This is a genomic window from Streptomyces sp. NPDC104309, assembly GCF_055584025.1.
In genome coordinates this window covers 1-21,050 of the sequence record NZ_JBVJMV010000025.1, presented here as the reverse complement: position 1 = coordinate 21,050, position 21,050 = coordinate 1, and the positions used below count along the sequence as shown (strand labels likewise).

Sequence of the window (21,050 nt, the reverse complement as noted above, 5' to 3'; positions counted from 1 at the left end):
ATGACCGCGAACAGTACGGCGTACAAAGCGCCCGGCACGTCCGGGGCGGGTGGGACCTCCGCCCGCCCGCCCCGGCGCCGCCGCCCCGCCCCGTCCGCACGCCGCCCCGGCTGGACCCCCTGGCTCTACCTCCTGCCCGCGCTCGTGGTCCTCGGCGGGCTGCTCGTCTACCCGATCTACCAACTCGGCCTGATCTCCTTCCTGGAGTACACCCAGGCCCAGGTCAGCGGCGGCGAACCGACCACCTTCCAGGGGCTGGGGAACTACGCGACGCTCTTCGGCGACGGCCAGTTCCGGCAGGTGCTCCTGGCGACCCTGGTCTTCGCCGCCGCCTGTGTGCTGGCCACCCTGCTGGTCGGCTGCGCGCTCGCCGTCCTGCTGACCCGGATCCGGGCCGTGCCGCGGCTCGCGCTGATGCTGGCCGCGCTCGGCGCCTGGGCGACCCCCGCGATCACCGGTTCCACCGTCTGGGTGTTCCTCTTCGACCCGGACTTCGGCCCGGTCAACCGGGTGCTGGGGCTCGGCGACTTCTCCTGGACGTACGGGCGCTACAGCGCCTTCGCCCTGGTGCTCCTCGAAGTCCTGTGGTGCTCGTTCCCGTTCGTGATGGTGACCGTGTACGCGGGCATCCGGGCGATCCCCGCCGAGGTGCTCGAAGCGGCGGCGCTGGACGGCGCCTCGCAGTGGCGGATCTGGCGCTCGGTCACGGCCCCGATGCTGCGCCCGATTCTCGTCGTCGTCACCATCCAGTCGATCATCTGGGACTTCAAGGTCTTCACCCAGATCTATGTCATGACCAACGGCGGCGGTATCGCCGGCCAGAACCTGGTGCTCAACGTGTACGCGTACCAGAAGGCGTTCGCGTCCTCGCAGTACAGCCTGGGCTCGGCGATCGGCGTCGTGATGCTGGTGATCCTGCTGTCCGTCACGCTCGTCCATCTGCGTCTGACGCGGCGCCAGGGGGAGGAACTGTGAGCGCGCGGAGCATGCTGAACATCCGCCGGCCGGGCCGGCTGGCCGCCGAGGGCGCGGCCCTCCTGATCGCCGCCGCGGTCGCCTTCCCGCTGTACTGGATGGTGCTCTCCGCCCTCAAACCGGCCGGCGAGATCCAGTCCACCGATCCCCGCCCATGGACGCTGTCACCGTCCCTGGACTCGTTCCGCCGGGTCTTCGAACAGCACGACTTCGGGCGGTACTTCCTCAACAGCCTGATCGTCGCCGGGACGGTCGTCATCGCCTCCGCGCTGATCGCCTTCCTGGCGGCCACGGCCGTGACCCGGTTCAGATTCCGCTTCCGCACCACGCTGATGATCACGTTCCTGGTCGCACAGATGGTGCCGGTCGAGGCGCTGACCATCCCGCTGTTCTTCCTGATGCGGGACTTCGGCCAGCTGAACACGCTCGGCTCGCTGATCCTGCCGCACCTCGCCTTCTCGCTGCCGTTCGCGATCTGGATGCTGCGCGGCTTCGTCAAGGCCGTCCCGGAGGCGCTGGAGGAGGCCGCCTGGATCGACGGCGCGAGCCGCGCCCGCTTCCTGTGGCAGATCCTCTTCCCGCTGGTCTTCCCCGGCCTGGTGGCCACCAGCGTCTTCTCGTTCATCTCGACCTGGAACGACTTCCTGTTCGCGAAGTCGTTCATCATCAGCGACACCTCCCAGTCGACGCTCCCGATGGCGCTGCTGGTCTTCTTCAAACCCGATGAGAACGACTGGGGAGGGATCATGGCAGCCTCGACGGTGATGACCATTCCCGTGCTGGTCTTCTTCGTACTCGTACAGCGCCGCCTGGTCTCGGGACTCGGCGGAGCGGTAAAGGACTGACGCCATGGCCATGGAACTGATCCCGGCGCTGATCCCGGCACCCGTGCACGCGGGTGACGCGGCTGATTCCGGTGACGCGGCGGGGCAGGACGGATTCCCGCTGGACCCGATCACCACCATCACGGCGGCCCCCGGTACCGAGGACACCGAACGCTGGCTGCGCTCCACGCTCGGAGCCGCCTTCGGCCTGCCCCTCGCACCGGGCGGCGAGGACGCCACGCACACCATCCGACTGCGCATCGACCCGGCCCTGGAGCCCGAGGGCTACCGGCTGGGCGCCGAGCCCGGCCGCCGGTGTGTGGAGATCACCGGAGGGAGCGCCGCAGGAGTCTTCTGGGGCGCGCAGACGCTCCGCCAGCTCCTGGGCCCCGAAGCCTTCCGCCGGGCCCCGATCAACCCCGGCACGCGGCGCGTCGTCCCCTTCACGGACATCGAGGACAGGCCCCGCTTCCCGTGGCGCGGCATGATGCTCGACGTGGCACGGCACTTCCTGCCCAAGGACGACGTCCTGCGCTACCTCGACCTCCTCGCGGCCCACAAGCTGAACGTCTTCCACTTCCACCTCACCGACGACCAGGGCTGGCGCATCGAGATCAAGCGCTACCCGAGGCTCACCGAGGTCGGCTCCTGGCGCGCCCGCACCAAGCACGGCCACCGGGCCTCCGAGCTGTGGGACGAGACCCCGCACGGCGGCCACTACACCCAGGACGACATCCGCGAGATCGTCGCGTACGCGGCCGAGCGGCATATCCGGGTCGTCCCCGAGATCGACATCCCGGGCCACTCGCAGGCCGCCATCGCCGCGTACCCCGAACTGGGCAACACCGACGTCATCGACACCACCACCCTCTCCGTCTGGGACACCTGGGGCATCAACGCGAACGTACTCGCCCCCACTGACAACACCCTGCGCTTCTTCGAGGGCGTGCTCGAAGAGGTCCTGGACCTCTTTCCCGCCGCCACCTCGCCGTTCATCCACATCGGCGGCGACGAGTGCCGCAAGGACCAGTGGAAGGAGTCCCCGGCCGCCCAGGCCCGGATCGACGAATTCGGCCTGGCCAACGAGGACGAACTGCAGTCCTGGGTCATCCGGCACTTCGACACCTGGCTCACCGCGCGCGGCCGTCGCCTGATCGGCTGGGACGAGATCCTCGAAGGCGGCCTCCCGGCGGGCGCCGCCGTGTCGTCCTGGCGGGGGTACGGGGGAGGCGTCACGGCCGCCGAGGCCGGACACGACGTCGTGATGTGCCCGGAGCAGCACGTGTACCTGGACCACCGTCAGGACGGCGGCCCCGACGAGCCGATGCCCATCGGGTTCATCCGCACCCTGGAGGACGTCTACCGATTCGAACCCGTGCCCGCGGGCCTCTCCGAGGAGGCGGCCCGTCACATCCTCGGCACCCAGGCCAATGTGTGGACCGAGGTCATGCAGAACCGGGCCCGCGTCGACTACCAGGTCTTCCCGCGCCTCGCCGCGTTCGCGGAGGTCGCCTGGTCGCCCCTGCCCGCCCCCGCCGACCGGGACTTCGCCGACTTCGAACGCCGGATGACCACGCACTACGCCCGCTTGGACGCCCTCGGCGTCGATTACCGGCCACCGAGCGGCCCGTTGCCCCGGCAGCAGCGCCCCGGCGTCCTCGGACGCCCTCTTGAGGGACCGCCCCCGAACGTGTGATCCCGGCCGCGCTCGGGACCGGCCGTCACGCTCCTTGGGGGCGTGACGGCCGGCGCGCGTCACCCGGTACGCGTGCCACGGACGCGCCCCCACCCCACCGGTACGCGCCCCGGCGGTACGCGCCCCGGCGGTACGCGCCCCCTCGGAACGGAGCCGCCCCAGCACGAACGACCCGTGCGAGGCCCGCCGGGAGGCAGCAATTCACACTCCGCACGGAAGCGGGGCGAATCGGGATCATCCCCCAGGCCGAGGACGGATACGCCCTTCGTGGACCCTCGCGTCGGTCCGCTCGGAAGATGTGCCAGAGTTGCCACGTCCAGGCTTTGAGCACGTACCGTACGGCGAAACGAGCCGGACAGCCGGGACACCGGGAAGGGGCAGCTGGGTTGACCATGCACGCACCGCAGGCGACGCAGTCGGTGACGCTGCCGGCCTCGCTCGACGAGGCCGTGGCGGCACTCGGCGCCATGCCCGCCGCCGTTCCTGTGGCAGGCGGGACGGACCTGATGTCGGCTGTCAACAAGGGGCTGCTGCGCCCCTCGGGGCTGGTCGGCCTGGGCCGGATCAGTGAGCTCCGCGGCTGGCACTACCAGGACGGCCACGCCCTGCTCGGTACCGGACTCACCCACGCACGCATGGGGCGGCCCGACTTCGCCGCCCTCATCCCCGCCCTGGCCGCGTCCGCGCGCGCCGCGGGCCCGCCCCAGATCCGTAACGCCGGAACGCTCGGCGGCAACATCGCCACCGCGGCCCCGACCGGTGACGCCCTGCCGGTGCTCGCCGCTCTGGAGGCCGAACTCGTCATCGCGGGCCCGGGAGGCGCCCGCCGCGAGATCCCGGTCTCCCACCTGCTGGCCGGCCGCGACATGCTCGAACCCGCCGAACTGATCGGCTTCGTCCGCGTACCGCTGCTGCACGCCCCCCAGGTCTTTCTGAAGGCCACCGGCCGCACCGGTCCCGGCCGCGCCACCGCATCCGTCGCGATCGTCCTCGACCCGGCCCGGCGCGGGGTGCGCTGCGCGGTCGGCGCCATCGCTCCGATGCCGCTGCGCCCGCTGGAGGCCGAACGCTGGATCGCCTCACTGATCGACTGGGACGGCGAACGGGGCCTGGCCCCCGACGCGCTGGCCGCCTTCGGCGAGTACGTCGCCGCGGCCTGCATCCCGGACCAGGCACCGCCCGCCGACGGGGGAGAGGCGCCACCGCTGCCCCCCGCCGTACTGCATCTGCGGCGTACCGTCGCCGCGCTGGCCCGACGCGCGCTGGGGAGGGCACTGTCGTGAGCAACGAGGAACACAACGAACAGCACGGGCAGCGGGAGCAGCCGCAGCACGGGGGCTGGCAGCCGACGCCGCAGGGCGGCGAGTACGACGCCGAGGCGACCGCCTTCGTCCACCTGCCGCCGGAGGACCTGGCGAACATCCCGCTGGCGGCGCCCGGCCAGGGCTACGTACCGCCGATGATCGTGCCGCTGACACCCGCGGTCGGACTCGACCCGGCGGCCACGGGCAGCTGGGTCGTACAGACACAGGGCCAGCAGGAGCGGGGTACGGGAGCGGAGCAGCCGGAACCCGACGCGGTGCACTGGCCGGACCCGAACCAGCAGCAGCCGCAGTACGGGTACGGGTATCCGCCGCAGGAGCAGTACGGGGGAACGTCGGCCGCGACCGGCCAGTGGAACTTCACCGAGTCCGCGCAGGCCGCCGAACCCAGGGAGTTCGGCGGGCACGCGGACCATACGAGCTATGCCGACCAGGGCGGTCATGCCGACCAGGGCAGTCATGTCGAGCACGGCGGTCATGTCGAGCACGGTGGTCATGTCGAGCACGGTGGTCATGTCGAGCACGGTGGTCACACCGGCCATGGCGGTCACACCGGCCACGGCGGTTCGGTCGGCCACGGTGTTCATGGTGACCACGGTGTTCATGGTGACCACGGTGGTCCAGTTGGCCACGGTGGTTCGGCCGGTCACATCAATCACGCCGACCACACCGGCCAGTCCGGACCGGCCGACCACACGGGCCAGTTCGGCCACACCGGCCAGTCCGGCCACACCGGCCAGTGGACGATTCCGGTCGCCGATGGCGACCTCCCGGAGGAGTCCGGCGAGTTCGCGGCCTCGGCTCTGGCCTCCCAGTGGTACGCGGACCGGACTCCTCCGGCCACGCTGCCGGGCGGTGCGCCCGCACCGTGGGCGACACAGCAGCCGGTCGCGGAGTCCGAGGCCGAAGTCGGGCCTGAGCACGCGGTGGAACCGGACCTCGGCGCGGACACCGAGCCGCAGCACGCGCCGGAAGCCGATTCCGCGCCGGATTCACAGCTTTCCGCGCCGGACTCACAGCTTTCCGCGACGGCGTCCGAGACGTCTTCTGTGGCGTACGAGGAGTCCCCGCAGGCATCCGGGGCGGCACCGGAGGCACCCGTCACCGCCGTGGAGGACGGCCCCGCACCCGCTGCCGGAGACACCCCCGCTCTCGGGGTGGACCTCACGCAGGTCCCCGCCGCCGACGCCGCGCCGGCGGTCGACAGCCTGCCCGAGCAGCGCCCGGCCGAGCCGTCGACCGGCACGGCGCCCGACGCGGAGCCGGGTGCGACAACCGACACGGACTCCGACACGGACTCCGACACGCCCCTCCGGGGCGCCCCGGGAGACGCGCCACTGCCGGAGGCCCCACTGCTCGAAGCGCAGACCTCCGAAGCCCACCCCGTCGAAGCGCGATCCCCCGAAGAGCAGAGCCCCGAAACCCAGTCCCACGAAGCCGAGCCCCTCGAAGGCGAACCCGTAGAAGCTCAGCCCCTCGAAGCCGAGCGCGTAGAGGCCCAGCCCCTCGAAGCCGAGCGCGTAGAGGCCCAGCCCCTCGAAGCCCAGCCCCTCGAAGCCCAGCCTCTCAATGTCCCCAGCGAGCACCCCGCCACCTCCTACGTCCTGCACGTGAACGGCGCCGACCGCCCCGTCACCGACGCCTGGATCGGCGAGTCGCTGCTCTACGTACTGCGCGAGCGTCTCGGTCTCGCCGGCGCCAAGGACGGCTGTTCACAGGGCGAGTGCGGCGCCTGCAACGTCCAGGTGGACGGCCGTCTGGTCGCCTCCTGCCTGGTCCCCGCGGCGATCACGGCCGGGAGCGAGGTCCGTACGGTCGAAGGCCTGGCCGTGGACGGTGAGCCGTCCGACGTCCAGCGCGCCCTCGCCAAGTGCGGTGCCGTCCAGTGCGGTTTCTGTATCCCCGGCATGGCCATGACCGTCCACGACCTCCTGGAGGGCAACCACGCCCCCAGCGAACTGGAGACGCGTCAGGCACTCTGCGGCAACCTCTGCCGCTGCTCCGGCTACCGGGGCGTCCTCGACGCCGTGAACGAGGTCGTCGCAGGCCGTGAGGCCGGCGCCGGACCCGCCTCGTCGGACTCCCTGTCCCCGGAGTCCGACGAGGCCCGCATTCCGCATCAGGCCGCCGCCGGCGCCGGTGGTGTCCAGCCGCACTCGCAGGACGGAGGCATGGCGTGAGCAACGACGCAGCCACCGCTGCCAACGCGACCAGCACACGGATCACCGCCCCCCCGGTGGAAGGACCCGACACCGAGCCGCCCGCGCTCGGCCTCGGCGTCTCCCTCCCGGCCGCCGACGCGCGCGCCAAGACCGAGGGCACCTTCCCGTACGCCGCCGACCTCTGGGCCGAGGGCCTGCTGTGGGCGGCCGTCCTCCGCTCCCCGCACCCGCACGCCCGCATCCTGTCCATCGACACCTCGGGCGCCGCCGAGATGCCAGGAGTACGGGCCGTCATCACGCACGCGGACGTCCCGGGGGAGGGCGCGTACGGACGCAGGGTCGTCGACCGCCCGGTCTTCGCCTCCGACCTGGTCCGCCACCACGGTGAGCCGATCGCCGCGGTCGCCGCCGACCACCCCGACACGGCCCGGCTCGCCGCCGCGGCCATCGCCGTCGAGTACGAGGTCCTGGAACCGGTCACCGACCCGGAGAAGGCCTTCGCCGCCGAACCGCTGCACCCCGACGGCAATCTGATCCGTCACATCCCGCTGCGTTACGGCGACCCGGAGGCCACCGGCGAGGTCATCGTCGAGGGCCTGTACCGCATCGGCCGTCAGGACCCGGCCCCGATCGGCGCCGAGGCCGGACTCGCCGTGCCCCGGCCCGACGGCGGCGTGGAGATCTACACGGCCTCCACCGACCCGCACACCGATCGCGATCTCGCCGCCGCCTGCTTCGGTCTCGAACCGGACCGGGTGAAGGTCGTCGTCACCGGCGTCCCCGGCGCGACCGGCGACCGCGAGGACCCCGGCTTCCAGCTCCCGCTGGGCCTGCTGGCCCTGCGTACCGGCTGCCCGGTCAAACTGGCCGCAACCCGCGAGGAGTCCTTCCTCGGCCACGCCCACCGCCACCCGACGCTCCTGCGCTACCGGCACCACGCGGACGCCGAGGGCCGGCTGGTGAAGGTCGAGGCGCAGATCCTGCTCGACGCGGGCGCGTACGCCGACGCCTCGTCCGAGTCGCTGGCCGCCGCCGTCGCCTTCGCCTGTGGCCCGTACGTCGTCCCGCACGCCTTCATCGAGGGCTGGGCGGTCCGTACGAACAACCCGCCGTCCGGCCATGTGCGCGGCGAGGGCGCGATGCAGGTCTGCGCGGCGTACGAGGGCCAGATGGACAAGCTGGCCACCAAGCTCGGCATCGACCCGGCCGAGCTGCGCCTGCGCAACGCCCTGTCCACCGGCGACATCCTCCCCACCGGCCAGACGGTGACCTGTCCGGCGCCGGTGTCCGAACTCCTCACCTCCGTACGTGACTTCCCGCTCCCCGCCCTTCCCAAGGACTCCCCGGAGGACGACTGGCTGCTCCCCGGTGGCCCGGAGGGCGCGGGCGAGCCCGGTGCGGTGCGCCGGGGCGTCGGCTATGCGCTCGGCATGGTCCACATGCTCGGAGCGGAGGGCGCCGACGAGGTCTCCACGGCCACGGTCAGGGTCCACGACGGCGTCGCCACGGTCATCTGTGCCGCGGTCGAAACGGGCCAGGGCTTCTCGACGCTCGCCCGCCAGGTCGTCCAGGAGACCCTGGGCATCGAAGAGGTCCATGTAGCGTCCGTCGACACCGACCAGCCCCCGGCGGGCCCCGCGACGCACGGCCGCCACACCTGGGTCTCGGCCGGAGCGGTGGAACGCGCCGCCAAGATGGTCCGGACGCAGCTTCTCCAGCCCCTGGCCCACAAGTTCGGCATGTCCACGGAACTGCTCCAGATCGCCGGCGGCAAGATCACCTCGTACGACGGGGTGCTGTCCACGACCGTCACAGAAGAGATGCACGGCAAGGAACTCTGGGCCACCGCCCAGTGCCGCCCCCACCCGACCGAGCCCCTGGACGAGTCGGGCCAGGGCGACGCCTTCGTCGGCCTCGCCTTCTGCGCGATCCGCGCCGTGGTGGACGTGGACATCGAACTCGGCTCGGTCCGGGTCGTGGAGATGGCGGTCGCCCAGGACGTCGGCCGGGTCCTCAACCCGGCCCAGCTGGCGATCCGCATCGAGGCGGGCATCACCCAGGGCATCGGCGCGGCCCTCACCGAGAACCTCCGCAGCGCCCGCGGCCTGATCCGCCACCCCGACCTCACCGGCTACGCTCTTCCGACCGCCCTGGACGCACCGGACATTCGCATCGTCGAACTCATCGAGGAACGAGACGTGGTCGCCCCCTTCGGCGCCAAGCCCGCCTCAGCCGTACCGGTGGTGACCTCCCCGGCAGCAGTGGCCGCAGCAGTACGAGCCGCCACCGGCCGCCCGATCAACCGCCTTCCGATCCGACCTCAGGCGGCGGTGGCGGCGCCCAAGTCCTGAGCCCTGTACGGATGGTGCGATCCGGGTTGCGGGTGCGACCCGGAGACCGCATCGGTTCCGGTGCCGTCTCCGGGCGCTGCCGCCATTGAGTCGAATTCCATATCTCCCTCGGAATCTCCCTCGGAATCTCCCTCGGAGAATGCCGAGGGCATGCGGCCTCCCTGCGGCCGACTCCAGCGCCTAACTGCATAGGGCGCTGACGTTGTGACTCTCCCTCAACGAAGCACGAAACCCGGCACCATGTCGTCGTCGGGGTCGACGACGAACCGGTGCTCGCCGGTCTGGTAGGCCCGACCGGTGACCACCGGCACCACGGCCTCCCGGCCTGCCTCGTGCGTGGTCCTTTGCACCCGCGCAAGCCAGGTCGTCTCGGTGATCGAGCTGTGCGCGAGCACTTGGCCGGGCTTGAGCCGGCCGGTGGAATGCAACGCGGCAACCCGCGAGCAGGTGCCCGACCCGCAGGGCGAACGGTCGACCTCACCGTCGGCGAACACGGTGACATTGCGCTGCCGCAGGCTGCCGTCCGGGCCGATTCCCTGGTCGTCGATATAGATGACGCCGTAGATGCCGCTCAGCCTGTCGTCGAGCGGGTGCCCGGCGAAGGCGGTGGGGTTGAGGAAGCTCTTGATCTCGCGGCTCAGCTCGATCAGCGAGGCAAGCGAGGCCACACTCACGTCGAGGCCGACCGCTGCGGCCGGGACGTGAGCATAAATCGCGCCGCCGAAGCTGATCCCGCACCGGATCTCCCCGCGCGAGGTCGGGACCGCCACCTCGTCGTGCAGGACGTAGCTGGCAACACTGACGAAGTCGACGCTGACGACCCGGTCGCCGTCGGTGGCCACATGGGCGCGGACCCGCCCCGAGGGCACGTCAATCACCACCTCCGTGACCCCGCTGGGATCGATCGGAACCCGGCCGCTACGCACCGCCCACGCACCAAGAGCGATGGTGCCGTGACCGCAGGCGGTCGAAAAACCGTCCTTGTGCCAGAAGAGCACACCGAAATGGGCCCCCGCGTCGTCGGGCGGAACAATGAACCCGCCGTACATGCCGGCGTGGCCGCGGGGCTCGGAGCACAGCAGGGCGCGCAGCCCGTCGATCCCGGGATCGGAGATCGCGCTCACACGCTTGTCCGCCACGGTGTCGCCCGCGATCCCGGGCACGTCGGTGACGATCCGGAACGGCTCACCGCCGGCGTGATAGTCGACGGTGCGGATGTCGGTGATGGTCATGGTGGGGTCCGATCCTGACACGGGACAGCGGGGCGGGCCGTCAGGCCATGGGCGCAGAGGGGTTCAGCCGGCGCGGCAAAGGTCTCCTCGATCGACCGTGCGGACACCCGGCACCTCCCGAGCCGGCCTCATTGCCCGCGAGTGAACCATGTGACATGGCACAGTGCAATGGCGCATCCGGGCACCCGCCTCAGCCCTCCTCCGGGGCCAACTGCGCCATCACCAGCCCGTACAGCAGCTTCACGTCCACGAACTCCCCTTCCTTCGGTGCCGCGCACCGCCAGCTCAGCGGGGGTGTGTTGCCGTCCGGTGCGGGGATTCCCACATACTGGTCACAGGCGGGCGGTCCGAAGCACCTGGCGCCCGGCGGCCAGTCGTACTCCTTGCTCGATCCGGGCGGGATCAGGAAGTACGTCCACCGGCTGCCCGCGATCTCCCGTACGACCGGGCCGGGTTCGCCTTCGGTGAGCGTCCCGAGGTGCTGCAGCACCGCCTCGCACCGCACGCCTTCATCGAGGGCTGGGCGGTCCGTACGAACAACCCGCCGTCGGGCCATCGAGTCCCTGGACGAGTCGGGCCAGAGCGATGCCTTCATCGGCCTCGCCTTCTGTGCGATCCGCGCGGTGGTGGACGTCGACATCGAACTCGGCTCCGTACGGGTTGTGGAGATGGCGGTCGCCCAGGACGTCGGCCGGGTCCTCAACCCGTCCCAGCTGGCGACCCGTATCGAGGCGGGCATCACCCAGGGCGGCGGCGGCGCCGCCCTCACCGAGAACCTCCGCGGCGCCCGAGGCCTGATCCGCCACCCCGACCTCACCGGCTACGCGCTGCCGACCTCCCTGGACGCACCGGACATTCGCATCGTCAAACTCGTCGAAGAACGAGACGTGGTCGCTCCCTTCGGCGCCAAGCCCGCCTCGGCGATCCCGGTGGTGACGTCCCCGGCCGCCGTGGCCGCAGCCGTACGATCCGCCACCGGCCGCCCGATCAACCGCCTCCCGATCAGGCCCCAGGCGGCGGTGGCAGCCCCCAAGTCCTGAGCCCTGCACGGATGGCGCGATCCGGGTTGCGGATGCAACCCGGAGGCGCCCACTGTCACCGTTGCTGGCTAAGGTGAGCCCGAAGCTGAAGCGGTAATCGGCTGTTGCTAAACGGGGGAGGGCGTTATGGGGCAGAGCGATCCGGGGGCGGAGTCTTCGGCGTATCCACTGGCTGTCATGGGCGGCATCGGAGCGATCGGCGCGGTGGCACCGCAGGCCGTTGGCGATCTGGTCACCGAACTGTCGTCGTTCACGAAGTTCCGCGACCGCATCGACGAACTGCTTCGGGATCTCAAGGCATCCCCGGCAGACTCGAAGAAGGTGGGCGAAGTCGCCATCGGTGCGACCCAGTTCGGCGACCCTGCGTGGGCAGAGGCATCCGGCCTGCACACCGCGTACCAGAAGGTTGTTGCGGAGCTGGAAACCTTATCGAAGCTGCTGTCGGACTCCATAGAAGGTTTGGGCATCGCGGTCCTGGCGGCGCACAAGGGCTACGAGAATCTGGACGACGACATCCGTGACCGCATGCTCGCCATCAAGTGGGGCGCGGAGAAGCACTATGAGGGTGAGTACAACCCGGTTCCGAACGAGGGCAAGCAGGACGGTGGGCAGCCGGCGACGACTCCCCAGCCTTCGCCGACGAAGGAGACCGGAGCCGCGTGATGGCGATGAAGATCACCTGGCGATCGCTGGTATGAACGGGGGAGCGGGATGAGTACGACATCGTTCGAGGGCATGTCCCACGTGCAGTTGGTTGCGTGGTTGGAGCAAGCCAACAGCGAGGCCGTCAAAGCTGTGGCCGACCGCTTGGCGACCGCGGCGACGGAGATCGACAAGATCGGTGAGGAACTGAAGACCCGTCCGCAGATCGTGGAATGGAAGGGGCAGGGTGCGGAGTCGTTCCGTACCTGGAGCGCGGACCTGGCCAACGCGACGCTGCGTCTCGGTCTCTACAGCAAAGGGGCATCGACGCAGCTGAGCCACGCGGCTGACGCGATCGCCCTGGCCAAGGCGGCGACACCGCGTCCGCAGGGGGATCCGGAGGCGACGATGAAGGCTGCTCTCCAGAATCACAACGATCCGGATGCCACGGCTCTGGTGCGGAAGCTGACCGAGGAGCGGGAGGCGGCGGCTGCGGAGATGAGGAAGCTCTCCCAGACGTACTCCCAGTCGGTCGAAGGCTTCGGCAAGCTGGAGAAGCCCGAGTTTCCGCCGCCGCCGCAGGTGATCGCGCCGGAGGACACACGGGCCAAGCGGAGCGACACCAACGAACGCATCTCCGGCGGGGGGTCGGCGGGGGAAGTTGCCGGTGCCTATGCCGGAAGCTTCTCGACGCCTGTGGGCGGTCACGGAGCGGTGGGCGGCGTGACAACGCCGTCGTCCACGTACGCGAGCGTGACGGCACCGGTCGCCAGTGTGGTGCGGCCGCCGGTGGACATGGAGATCGACAGTGTTGAGACGCTGCCGACGACGGCTCCGTCAATTCCTGTGCCGGGTCCGTCCGTAACTCCCGGGCCGGGCAAGCCCGATGCATTCCTCACTACGCCTGCTGTTCTGCCGCCCGTCATTGGTGGAGGGCCTCAGCCGACGAACACCGGCGGGAGGACGACTGGGATCCCCCGTCCACCGATGCCTCCGGGTAACGGGAATACGGGCGCGAGCCCGGTCGGTCGCCCGTCCCGAGACGGTGGGATCGTCGGTGGCCGTCCGGCCGCGCAGACGTCCGGGCGGCCTGGGGGAGGTCTTCCTCGTGGCACCGTGATCGGTGGCGAGGGCACACACGCCGGCCGTGGAGCGATGGGGCGCGGCGCGGGAATGAGCGGAGTCGGGAGCGGTGGCCAGAGCGGAAACGTGGGTGGCCGCCGACTTGCCGGGGAGACCGGGGGCATGGTGGGAGGTCGTCCGCAGCAGCCAGGGCGGACATCTGCACGCCCGTTCACTCCTGGAGGCACCGGTCTGGTGCGGGGCGCGGGCGGTCAGATGGGGCGCGGCGGAGCGGCAACTCCTCAGCGTGCCGGGGAGCCGCGCCGTGACGAACGTGAGCGGCTGGACTATCTCGTCGAGGACGAAGAGACGTGGCAGCAGGGCAGCCGACGGGTTGTCCCACCAGTGATCGACTGAGCAGCAGGAAAACAGACAGAGGGAATTGGATGCGTACCAGCAGTGCAGCGGTCATCCGTCGTGGAACCGTCGTATCCGCGGTAGCGGCGTCGCTACTGGTGGGCGCCAGCCCTGTGTCCGCGGATTCTGTTCGTGCGAGGCAGTGGCATCTGGACGTGATGCAGGCCGATCAGATGTGGGCGTCGAGTACGGGAGAAAACGTTACCGTCGCCGTTATTGATTCAGGTGTCGATGCGTCAACCGCTGATCTCCGAGGGCGTGTACTCAAAGGGAAAGACCTGGCGGCAGACTCTCCGGGCGATGAGCACGCCGATTACGACAATCACGGGACCGGGATGGCTGGCCTCATCGCCGGGACGGGCGATTCCGGCGGCGGGGGCGGTGCCTTTGGGCTAGCGCCGACGAGTAAAATTCTCCCCATTCGCGTGAGGGATAACTTCGGAAAAGTCAATGGGGCGACAGGGGATGAAAATTTCAACGACGACGTGTCTGCAGGGATTCGTTTTGCGGCTGACAACGGCGCCAAAGTAATTAATATCTCTCTCGGTAACAATGTGGGATCGCAACGTCTGACGGATGCCGTGAAGTACGCCCTGGGCAAGGGATCGCTCGTTTTCGCAGCCGCAGGGAACAGCGCTGACGAGGGAAACGCGATCGAGTACCCGGCCGGAACTCCTGGCGTCGTCGGCGTGGGGGCGGTCGGGAAGGACCTTAAGAGGGCCAAGTCCTCTCAGTATGGTCCACAGGTCGATCTGTCCGCCCCGGGCGTGGACATGGTCCACACCTGCAGTGGGGGTACTCAGCTGTGCAAGAGCAGCGGTACCAGCGATGCCACCGCCATCACCTCCGCATCCGCCGCCCTGATCTGGTCCAAGCACCCCCACTGGACGAACAACCAGGTTCTGCGCGTCATGCTCAACACGGCCGGCGGCCCAATCAGTGGCGACGAGCGCACGGACTACATCGGCTACGGGATCGTCCGCCCCCGCATCGCCCTGAAGACCCCGGGCGACCCCGGCCCGGCGGATGTGTACCCGCTCCCCGATCTCGCGGCGGCCGAGAGCCCCAGCTCCTCCGTCGAGCCTTCCAAGGCGACCGGAAGTTCAAAGGACACTGACAAGCCTGCCGCAGCAGCCCCGGTATCCGGCGACACCAGCAGCAAGACCGGCCTCTGGATCGGCCTAGGCATCGGCGGAGCCGCGCTCATCGGCGCAGTGGTCACCGCTCTGGCCATCCGCTCCCGCCGCCGCGGGTCCGCCGCCGGAGCCGCACCGCCCGCGTACCCGGACCAGCCTCCGCACCTCAACCCGCACCAGCAATCCCAGCCTCACCAGCAGCCCACGCACCCGACCTATGCGCCCCCTCCGACCGATCCCCCCGGCTCCAGCTCCCGCCAGCGGTGATGCCCCTGACCGGCTTCATATCAGGGAGCCGACCTGCCGCACCGCTGACGACGACGGGGGGGGCAGGACCCGTACCGACACGATCAGCTGCCCGGTCCTACTTCAAGGGAGGCGTGACCGGTGCCGTGTCGCAGGACTTTGGCGGGTACGTGGTCCTGCCGAAGCCTTGCTGGGACAAGTTCGGCAGCTGGCAGGACGGCAGCGGAGTGGCGATCGTGGAAGCCGAGGTGCAGAAGGGGGCAGTGGACGCGGCCGGTCTGGCCCGGTTGCTGACCCGCTCGGCGCGGCAGGTCGCCGACAAGGCCGGCTGCGGCACGGCGGAGCTCTCGGCCGCCCCCGATCTCGCAGCCCCGTACGCCTCGCGGACGACAGATGTCCAGAACGTGTGTGGAGTGCGGGGCTTCGCGCTGCCGAAGGCGGCCGTGGTCGTCTCCCGGGCCGAACCGGACCTGGAGCAGGTGAACGACGGAAGTGCCGACACGTGGGCGTGTGACCTGAGCCTGGCGGGGTCGGCCAAGGGGGCCGTTTCCTTTGCCGTGACGTCGGACAAGAATTTCGTCGAGGCGGCTCAGAAGTTTCCGTACGGCTTCAAAGCGCTCCCTGGCGACAAGGGGGTTGCGAGAAGCGACCAGGTCGTTCTCCACTGTGACAGTAGTGACGTGCACTTTTCCGCGCACTGGAACACTGAATACGAGGGGGCCCTGATCGACAGCGTCCACCGCGACTGGGGCGCGTACGCGAAGGTCAAGAAAGCCACGTTCCAGAACTTCCTCGACGCGACGGCCGCCGCCCACTCGTGCCCGCGCGTCACCCTCCCCTAGCAGAAGGACCGTTCATGTCTTTTCCCTTGCGTACAGCAGCCGTGGCCGCCCTGCTCCTGGCGGGGGCGGTCGCCTGCAGCGACAACTCCGTTGACAAGAAGTCCACTTCGGCTGCCGCGGATGACGCGACCGGCGGTTCGGCCGCCGCGCGCATCGAGGCCGTGAACAAGACGATGCGCACCACGACCTTCAGTGCGGTCGGGACCTCGACCGCGTACGACGGAGCCCTCCAGCGCATGACGTGGAACCCGGAACATGGTCTCCGCATCGAGGTCAGCGGCACCATCGGCGGCAACATGTACTGCCAGGACGGCGTGACCTACATCAGTTCCAACCTGTTCGCCGCGAGCCTGAAGCAGCAGGGCCAGGAGATCACCGTCCCCGCCGACCTGGACGACACGTATGTCACCACGAAGTCGGGGCAGGGCTGCGACGCGTACTTCGCTCTGTCCTCCACAGGACGCTATGCCCCGTCCGACGACGCCACGGTGAACGGCACCCCGGCGCGTGCCGTCAAGGTGTCCGCGTCGGCGTCCGCCACGGACACCTACTACGTCAGCGCCAAGGACCCGGCGTATCTGCTGAAGCTGAAGTCGACGCGCGACGGCCGCACCAGCAGCACGACTTACCTGGACTTCGGCAAGAAGCAGACCGTCACGCTCCCGAGCGCGGACAAGACCATGACCATGGACGCATTCCGCGCCAGGGTCGGCAGCTGACGGTCATTTTACCTACCCGCGCCCGCCTCAGCCCTCCTCCGGCGCCAGCTGCGCCATCACCAGCCCGTACAGCAGCTCCACGTCCACGAACTCCCCTTCCCGTGGTGCCCCGCACCGCCAGCTCAGCGGGTACGTGTTGCCGTCCGGTGCGGGGATTCCCACGTACTGGTCACGGGCAGCCGGCCCGAAGCACCTGGCGCCCGGCGGCCAGTCGTACTCCTTGCTCGACCCGGGCGGGATCAGGAAGTACATCCATCGGCCGCCCGCGATCTCCCGTACGACCGGGCCCGGTTCGCCCTCGGTGAGGGTTCCGAGGTGGTGCAGCACCGCCTCGCCCCGTACGCCGCGCAGCCGGATGGCGTCGAAGTGGATGCCGGTCAGGTGGAGGTGGAGACCGGCGGCGGGTACCCATTCGGGGCGATTCTTGCTCGTCATGGCTATGAGGATTCCTTCGGCTGCGTAGCGTGACCAGGAGGACGCGATGCACATCGACGGGATGTGGTGAGGGTGGTGGTGGCTGTGGGGACCAGTGGTGAGCCGTCGCAGGTGCGGAGGCTTGTGGGAGACCTGATTCGTATCCATCGGGTACGGGCCGGGCTCACGCAGAAGGACGCTGCGGACAAGCTGTTGATCTCGGAGTCGCTGATGGGGGCGGTCGAGCGGGCGGAGCGTATTCCGACGCTGGAACTGCTGGCCGACGCGGACCGGGTCTTTGACGCGGGCGGTGCGCTGAAGGTGTGCGTCGAGCTGATCGACGAGGAGAAGTACCCGGCGAAGTTTCTGGGCTGGGCGCGGCTGGAGCGGAAGGCGCGCGTCATCAGCGCATACGAGACGATGCTGATCCCGGGGCTGCTCCAGACGGAGGCGTACGCGTACGCCCTGTACCGGGCACGCAAACCCGCGTACACCGAGGACGAGATCGTCCGGCACGTCGAGGCGCGGCTGGAACGGCAGGCGGTGCTGATGCGCACGCCTCCGCCGTACGTCGGTTTCGTCATCGAGGAGTCGATCCTGGACCGGACGCTCGGTGGCGCGGAGGTGTTGAAGGAGCAGTTGCTGCATCTGCTGGAGTGCATGCGGCGGATGAACCACCTCACCGTGCAGGTGATGCCCTCGGATCAGCACACCCACGCGGGGTTGAACGGGCCCATGCAGTTGATGTGCACGGCGGAAGGCCGCAATCTGGTCTTCGCGGAGGGTCAGGGCGGCGATAGGTTGATCTCCAGGCCGGATCAGGTGGGAGACACATTCGACCTCTTCGGCATCTTGCGGGCCCAGGCGCTCAACCCCTGGAAGTCGGCGGAGATCATCGAAACGAAGGCGAGGCAACTGTGACCACCGGGCCCGAGCTCTCCTGGTTCAAGTCCAGCTACAGCAACAACGAGGGCGGCGCTTGCGTCGAAGTCGCCTACGACTGGCGCAAGTCCAGTTACAGCAACAACGAGGGCGAAGCCTGCGTGGAGGTGGCCACCTGCCCCCACACCGTCCACGTCCGCGACTCCAAGGTCGTCGACGGCCCCGCCTTCGCCGTCGCCCCCGCCGCGTGGACCGCCTTCCTGGCGAGTGCCGTCGCGGGCTGACCGCGATCGTGTTGCGACCTGCTGATCCCGGCCCCGCCGTTGTCCTGATCACCGGTGTGATGGCCTCCGGGAAGTCCACTGTTGCCCAGGCCCTCGCCGAGCGGCTGCCGCGGGCCGTTCATGTGCGGGGGGATGTCTTCCGGCGGATGGTGGTGTCCGGGCGGGCCGAGATGGTGCCGGGGGCGTATGAGGAGGCTGTCGCCCAACTCCGGCTCCGGTACCGGCTGTCCGCGATGACGGCTGACGCGTACGCGGGTGAAGGCTGGACCGCCGTGGTGCAGGACGTGGTGCTGGGCGAGGAGTTGGCCGACTACGTCGAACTCGTACGGACGCAGCCGCTGTACGTCGTCGTGCTCGCCCCCGATCCGGGGGCCGTTGCCGAGCGGGAGGCCGGGCGCACCAAGAGCGGCTACGGGGGCGGCTGGACGGTCGAGTCGCTGGACCGGGTGCTGCGGGAGGAGACGCCGCGGATCGGACTCTGGCTGGACACGACCGGGCAGACTGTGGAGCAGACGGTCGACGCGGTACTCGCGAGCCTTGAGCGGGCACGGGTGGTGGGAGCGGTGGAGGGCTGAAGCGGCCGGAGGGCCGATGCATTCGGACTTAATGTCTTATTTAATAGCAGTTCCTCTATGGTTGGTGCGGTAACGCACCACGAGGAGGAGTCAGCCGCATGAGCAATCTGTTCGTCATCGCCTACGACGATCTCGCCACCGCCGACCAGGTCCGGGACAAGCTGCTGTCCATGAACCGCGAGCACCTCGTCGAGCTGGAGGACGTTGTCGTCGTCGAACGGCGTGAGAAGGACGGCAAGATCAAGCTGCATCAGGCCGTCAACCACGTGGGTAACGGTGCCGCGGGCGGCGCGCTGTGGGGGAGCGTCATCGGGCTGCTCTTCCTCGTGCCGTTCCTCGGTGCCGCGGTCGGCGCCGCGGCCGGTGCCGCTGGAGGGACCGTTGTCGACACCGGTGTCAATGACGACTTCATGAAGGAGCTGAGCGCCAATCTCCGGCCCGGCGCCGCCGCCGTCTTCGTGCTCGTCAGGAAGTCCGCCCGCGACAAGGTCATCCCCGAGATCGTCAAGTTCGGTGGTCAGCTCGTGCAGACCTCGCTCAGCAAGGAGGACGAGGCGCACCTGAAGGAGATGGTGAAGGAAGCGCTCAAGGCGGATGCGGAGTCTGCCTCCTGATTTTGAGCTCTGGACCATACTAGTGCCGGGTCAGGCAACGTTTGCCCTGTCGACGACGGCGCGTAGGCGCCGGTCGTCGGCATGGTGGTTTCGCCAGATGATGTAGCGGCGGATCATGCTGCCCTGTTCCTTGTGGTCGGCATGGTCGGTGCCGTCGAGGGTGAAGTAGCGCAGGGCCGTGAACTGGGCCTCGATGCGGTTGAGCCAGGAGGAGTTCGTCGGGGTGTAGGCGATCTCGACGTTGTTCGCGGCCGCCCAGGTGCCGACCCGCTGGCACCTCTTCGTGGTCAGATGCGGGGAAAAGTTGTCGCAGACGATCGCGATGCGGACGTTGTCCGGGTGGAGGCTGCGCAGGTAGCGGCAGAACTCCAGGAACTGCGTCCGCTTCTTGACCGGTTTGATGTGGCCGTAGAGCTTGTCCTTGGCCAGGTCCAGGGCGGCGAACAGGTGCCGCACTCCGCCGTAGCGGTTGTAGGTCGCCCGCCGTCGCCGGCGTGGTTCACGGTCGAGGTCCTTGTGCTTGCCGCCGCGCTCGGCCCATTGCCGGCCCGGGTGGGGCATCAAGATGACTTCAGGCTCGTCGTCCTCGGGTATGACCTCGCCGTCGGCGATCGCGTAGAGGTGTTCGACGCGGGCCTTCTTGGCCGCGTAGTCCGGATCGCGGGAAGCCTTCCAGGTCTTCAGGCGTTGAAACGAGACGCCTTCCTCGCGGAGCAGGATGCGCAGGCCCTCGTGGCTGATGTCGTCGACCACCCCCTCGGCGACCAGGAAGTCCGCCAACTTGGACAGGCTCCACGTCGAAAACGGCAGGTCATGCTCGGTCGGCTTCGACCTGGCGATCTTCTTGATCTCGCGCCGCTCGGGCAGCGTGAAGGTCTTCGGCCGGCCACCGGAGTACTTCGGATAAAGGGAGTCGAAGCCGTCGGCGTTGAAGTTGTGGATCACATCCCGGACCCGGTCATCGCTGGTGAACGACACCCCGGCGATCTTCGCCACCGGCATGCCCTGGGCGGACAGCAACACCATCTGGGCCCGCCGCCAGGTCACCACCGATCCGGTGCCCCTGCGGATGATCCGCAGTAGTCGTCTGCCCTCGTCATCGTCGATCTCGCGTACATGTACTCGTTCCGCCACCCAGTCAGGGTGACGGCCACGCGCCGCCCGGCACAACACCCGGACGGTGCGTCACATCACAACAGGGCAAACGTTGTCTGCTACGGCACTAGAGAGGGCGGCCGCCCGCGCTGTGCGCAGGGTGGCCGCCTTCGTATGTGTGGGGGCGAAGCCCAGTTCGCTGTCATCAGCAAGTCGCTGGAGGCCACCGGTGCCCGAACGAAGGATGCACACTCACTTGGCAGTCGCTCAGGACTGCGACTCGGCCCAGAAGTTGAAGATCCTGGAGAAGCCCGCCCGTACGGCGCCGCGCCGCGTGAGCGCGGACCGGCGCGCCTAGGTCCTGTCCTGTCGATCTTCGTGGATCAGCCCGGGGCGTCTGGTGCGGTGCATCGCAAGGCGGAGGTTCGTCCTCGTACTGGACGTACTTGGGCGACTCCGACAACGCGGCGAGGTGCCGTGCCAGGCGTTCCGGGCCCGCGAAGATCGGCAGGACAGGGCC

General features: G+C 69.3%; 19 protein-coding genes and 1 pseudogene. 16 read left to right on the top strand and 4 right to left on the bottom strand.

Annotation, left to right across the window (positions count from 1 at the left end; genetic code table 11):
- The 6 genes from ACZ68L_RS30100 (at window position 1) to ACZ68L_RS30075 (ending at window position 9,330) form a co-directional block, all read left to right on the top strand.
- Entirely contained in the window at window positions 1–975 is a 975-nt protein-coding gene (locus ACZ68L_RS30100) for a carbohydrate ABC transporter permease (RefSeq protein ID WP_469582896.1), read from the top strand.
- An 11-nt stretch (window positions 976–986) separates the two neighbouring features.
- A complete protein-coding gene (locus tag ACZ68L_RS30095) occupies window positions 987–1,820 on the top strand; it encodes a carbohydrate ABC transporter permease (RefSeq protein ID WP_469583094.1) in 834 nt (277 codons plus the stop codon).
- A gap of 4 nt (window positions 1,821–1,824) precedes the next feature.
- Window positions 1,825–3,495: a beta-N-acetylhexosaminidase gene (locus ACZ68L_RS30090; protein WP_469582894.1), complete on the top strand. Its 1,671-nt coding sequence runs from the start codon at window positions 1,825–1,827 to the stop codon at window positions 3,493–3,495.
- A gap of 386 nt (window positions 3,496–3,881) precedes the next feature.
- Entirely contained in the window at window positions 3,882–4,778 is an 897-nt protein-coding gene (locus ACZ68L_RS30085; RefSeq protein ID WP_469582893.1) for an FAD binding domain-containing protein, read from the top strand.
- On the top strand, window positions 4,775–6,997 hold the full coding sequence (locus tag ACZ68L_RS30080; protein WP_469582891.1) for a (2Fe-2S)-binding protein: 2,223 nt from the start codon (window positions 4,775–4,777) through the stop codon (window positions 6,995–6,997). Before ACZ68L_RS30085 ends, ACZ68L_RS30080 begins: the two co-directional genes overlap by 4 nt.
- The gene (locus tag ACZ68L_RS30075; protein WP_469582886.1) at window positions 6,994–9,330 is read left to right on the top strand and encodes a xanthine dehydrogenase family protein molybdopterin-binding subunit; all 2,337 of its coding nucleotides are present in this window, start codon (window positions 6,994–6,996) and stop codon (window positions 9,328–9,330) included. Before ACZ68L_RS30080 ends, ACZ68L_RS30075 begins: the two co-directional genes overlap by 4 nt.
- 215 nt (window positions 9,331–9,545) lie before the next feature.
- Here the strand turns inward: ACZ68L_RS30075 and ACZ68L_RS30070 are convergent, their stop codons facing one another.
- Both ACZ68L_RS30070 and ACZ68L_RS30065 read right to left on the bottom strand, forming a co-directional pair.
- On the bottom strand, window positions 9,546–10,562 hold the full coding sequence (locus tag ACZ68L_RS30070; protein ID WP_469582883.1) for a proline racemase family protein: 1,017 nt from the start codon (window positions 10,560–10,562) through the stop codon (window positions 9,546–9,548).
- A gap of 190 nt (window positions 10,563–10,752) precedes the next feature.
- On the bottom strand, window positions 10,753–11,202 hold the full coding sequence (locus ACZ68L_RS30065; protein WP_469582880.1) for a hypothetical protein: 450 nt from the start codon (window positions 11,200–11,202) through the stop codon (window positions 10,753–10,755).
- On the opposite strand from ACZ68L_RS30065, the pseudogene ACZ68L_RS30060 reads away from it, so the two are divergent.
- From ACZ68L_RS30060 to ACZ68L_RS30035, 6 genes and pseudogenes are all read left to right on the top strand, one after another.
- A pseudogene (locus tag ACZ68L_RS30060) lies at window positions 11,120–11,602 on the top strand (molybdopterin cofactor-binding domain-containing protein); the annotation flags it as partial. The gene ACZ68L_RS30065 and the pseudogene ACZ68L_RS30060 overlap by 83 nt on opposite strands.
- Before the next feature lie 126 nt (window positions 11,603–11,728).
- The gene (locus ACZ68L_RS30055; protein ID WP_469582877.1) at window positions 11,729–12,265 is read left to right on the top strand and encodes a hypothetical protein; all 537 of its coding nucleotides are present in this window, start codon (window positions 11,729–11,731) and stop codon (window positions 12,263–12,265) included.
- A 48-nt stretch (window positions 12,266–12,313) separates the two neighbouring features.
- Window positions 12,314–13,723: a WXG100 family type VII secretion target gene (locus ACZ68L_RS30050; protein WP_469582874.1), complete on the top strand. Its 1,410-nt coding sequence runs from the start codon at window positions 12,314–12,316 to the stop codon at window positions 13,721–13,723.
- Window positions 13,724–13,752: 29 nt separating this feature from the next.
- Entirely contained in the window at window positions 13,753–15,126 is a 1,374-nt protein-coding gene (gene mycP, locus ACZ68L_RS30045) for a type VII secretion-associated serine protease mycosin (RefSeq protein WP_469582871.1), read from the top strand.
- Between the two features lie 125 nt (window positions 15,127–15,251).
- Window positions 15,252–15,947: a hypothetical protein gene (locus tag ACZ68L_RS30040; protein ID WP_469582869.1), complete on the top strand. Its 696-nt coding sequence runs from the start codon at window positions 15,252–15,254 to the stop codon at window positions 15,945–15,947.
- A gap of 14 nt (window positions 15,948–15,961) precedes the next feature.
- Entirely contained in the window at window positions 15,962–16,666 is a 705-nt protein-coding gene (locus tag ACZ68L_RS30035) for a hypothetical protein (RefSeq protein WP_469582866.1), read from the top strand.
- A 27-nt stretch (window positions 16,667–16,693) separates the two neighbouring features.
- Here the strand turns inward: ACZ68L_RS30035 and ACZ68L_RS30030 are convergent, their stop codons facing one another.
- The gene (locus tag ACZ68L_RS30030) at window positions 16,694–17,101 is read right to left on the bottom strand and encodes a hypothetical protein (RefSeq protein WP_469582864.1); all 408 of its coding nucleotides are present in this window, start codon (window positions 17,099–17,101) and stop codon (window positions 16,694–16,696) included.
- Window positions 17,102–17,224: 123 nt separating this feature from the next.
- Between ACZ68L_RS30030 and ACZ68L_RS30025 the strand changes: the two genes are divergently transcribed.
- The 4 genes from ACZ68L_RS30025 to ACZ68L_RS30010 all read left to right on the top strand — a co-directional run bounded on the left by ACZ68L_RS30025 (window position 17,225) and on the right by ACZ68L_RS30010 (window position 19,435).
- A complete protein-coding gene (locus tag ACZ68L_RS30025; RefSeq protein WP_469582862.1) occupies window positions 17,225–18,001 on the top strand; it encodes a helix-turn-helix domain-containing protein in 777 nt (258 codons plus the stop codon).
- A complete protein-coding gene (locus ACZ68L_RS30020; RefSeq protein WP_469582861.1) occupies window positions 17,998–18,246 on the top strand; it encodes a DUF397 domain-containing protein in 249 nt (82 codons plus the stop codon). The genes ACZ68L_RS30025 and ACZ68L_RS30020 overlap by 4 nt, the downstream gene beginning before the upstream one ends.
- 8 nt (window positions 18,247–18,254) lie before the next feature.
- Window positions 18,255–18,821, top strand: a complete 567-nt coding sequence (locus ACZ68L_RS30015) for an AAA family ATPase (protein ID WP_469582859.1) — start codon at window positions 18,255–18,257, stop codon at window positions 18,819–18,821.
- A 98-nt stretch (window positions 18,822–18,919) separates the two neighbouring features.
- Complete coding sequence (locus ACZ68L_RS30010) at window positions 18,920–19,435, top strand: DUF1269 domain-containing protein (RefSeq protein WP_469582856.1); 516 nt, start codon at window positions 18,920–18,922, stop codon at window positions 19,433–19,435.
- Between the two features lie 30 nt (window positions 19,436–19,465).
- On the opposite strand, the gene ACZ68L_RS30005 is transcribed toward ACZ68L_RS30010, so the two are convergent.
- Window positions 19,466–20,569 carry an IS630 family transposase gene (locus ACZ68L_RS30005; protein WP_469582854.1) on the bottom strand — a complete coding sequence of 368 codons (1,104 nt, stop codon included), beginning with the start codon at window positions 20,567–20,569 and terminating at the stop codon, window positions 19,466–19,468.
- Window positions 20,570–21,050: the final 481 nt, after the last annotated feature.

Excerpts from the sequence above, each read along its gene's own strand:
- ACZ68L_RS30095 (WP_469583094.1), top strand. The coding sequence starts at position 987 with ATGCTGAACATCCGCCGGCCGGGCCGGCTGGCCGCCGAGGGCGCGGCC.
- mycP (WP_469582871.1), top strand. The coding sequence starts at position 13,753 with ATGCGTACCAGCAGTGCAGCGGTCATCCGTCGTGGAACCGTCGTATCC.
- ACZ68L_RS30010 (WP_469582856.1), top strand. The coding sequence starts at position 18,920 with ATGAGCAATCTGTTCGTCATCGCCTACGACGATCTCGCCACCGCCGAC.
- ACZ68L_RS30090 (WP_469582894.1), top strand. The coding sequence starts at position 1,825 with ATGGCCATGGAACTGATCCCGGCGCTGATCCCGGCACCCGTGCACGCG.
- ACZ68L_RS30030 (WP_469582864.1), bottom strand. The coding sequence starts at position 17,101 with ATGACGAGCAAGAATCGCCCCGAATGGGTACCCGCCGCCGGTCTCCAC.
- ACZ68L_RS30035 (WP_469582866.1), top strand. The coding sequence starts at position 15,962 with ATGTCTTTTCCCTTGCGTACAGCAGCCGTGGCCGCCCTGCTCCTGGCG.
- ACZ68L_RS30050 (WP_469582874.1), top strand. The coding sequence starts at position 12,314 with ATGAGTACGACATCGTTCGAGGGCATGTCCCACGTGCAGTTGGTTGCG.
- ACZ68L_RS30065 (WP_469582880.1), bottom strand. The coding sequence starts at position 11,202 with ATGTCGACGTCCACCACCGCGCGGATCGCACAGAAGGCGAGGCCGATG.
- ACZ68L_RS30055 (WP_469582877.1), top strand. The coding sequence starts at position 11,729 with ATGGGGCAGAGCGATCCGGGGGCGGAGTCTTCGGCGTATCCACTGGCT.
- ACZ68L_RS30100 (WP_469582896.1), top strand. The coding sequence starts at position 1 with ATGACCGCGAACAGTACGGCGTACAAAGCGCCCGGCACGTCCGGGGCG.
- ACZ68L_RS30070 (WP_469582883.1), bottom strand. The coding sequence starts at position 10,562 with ATGACCATCACCGACATCCGCACCGTCGACTATCACGCCGGCGGTGAG.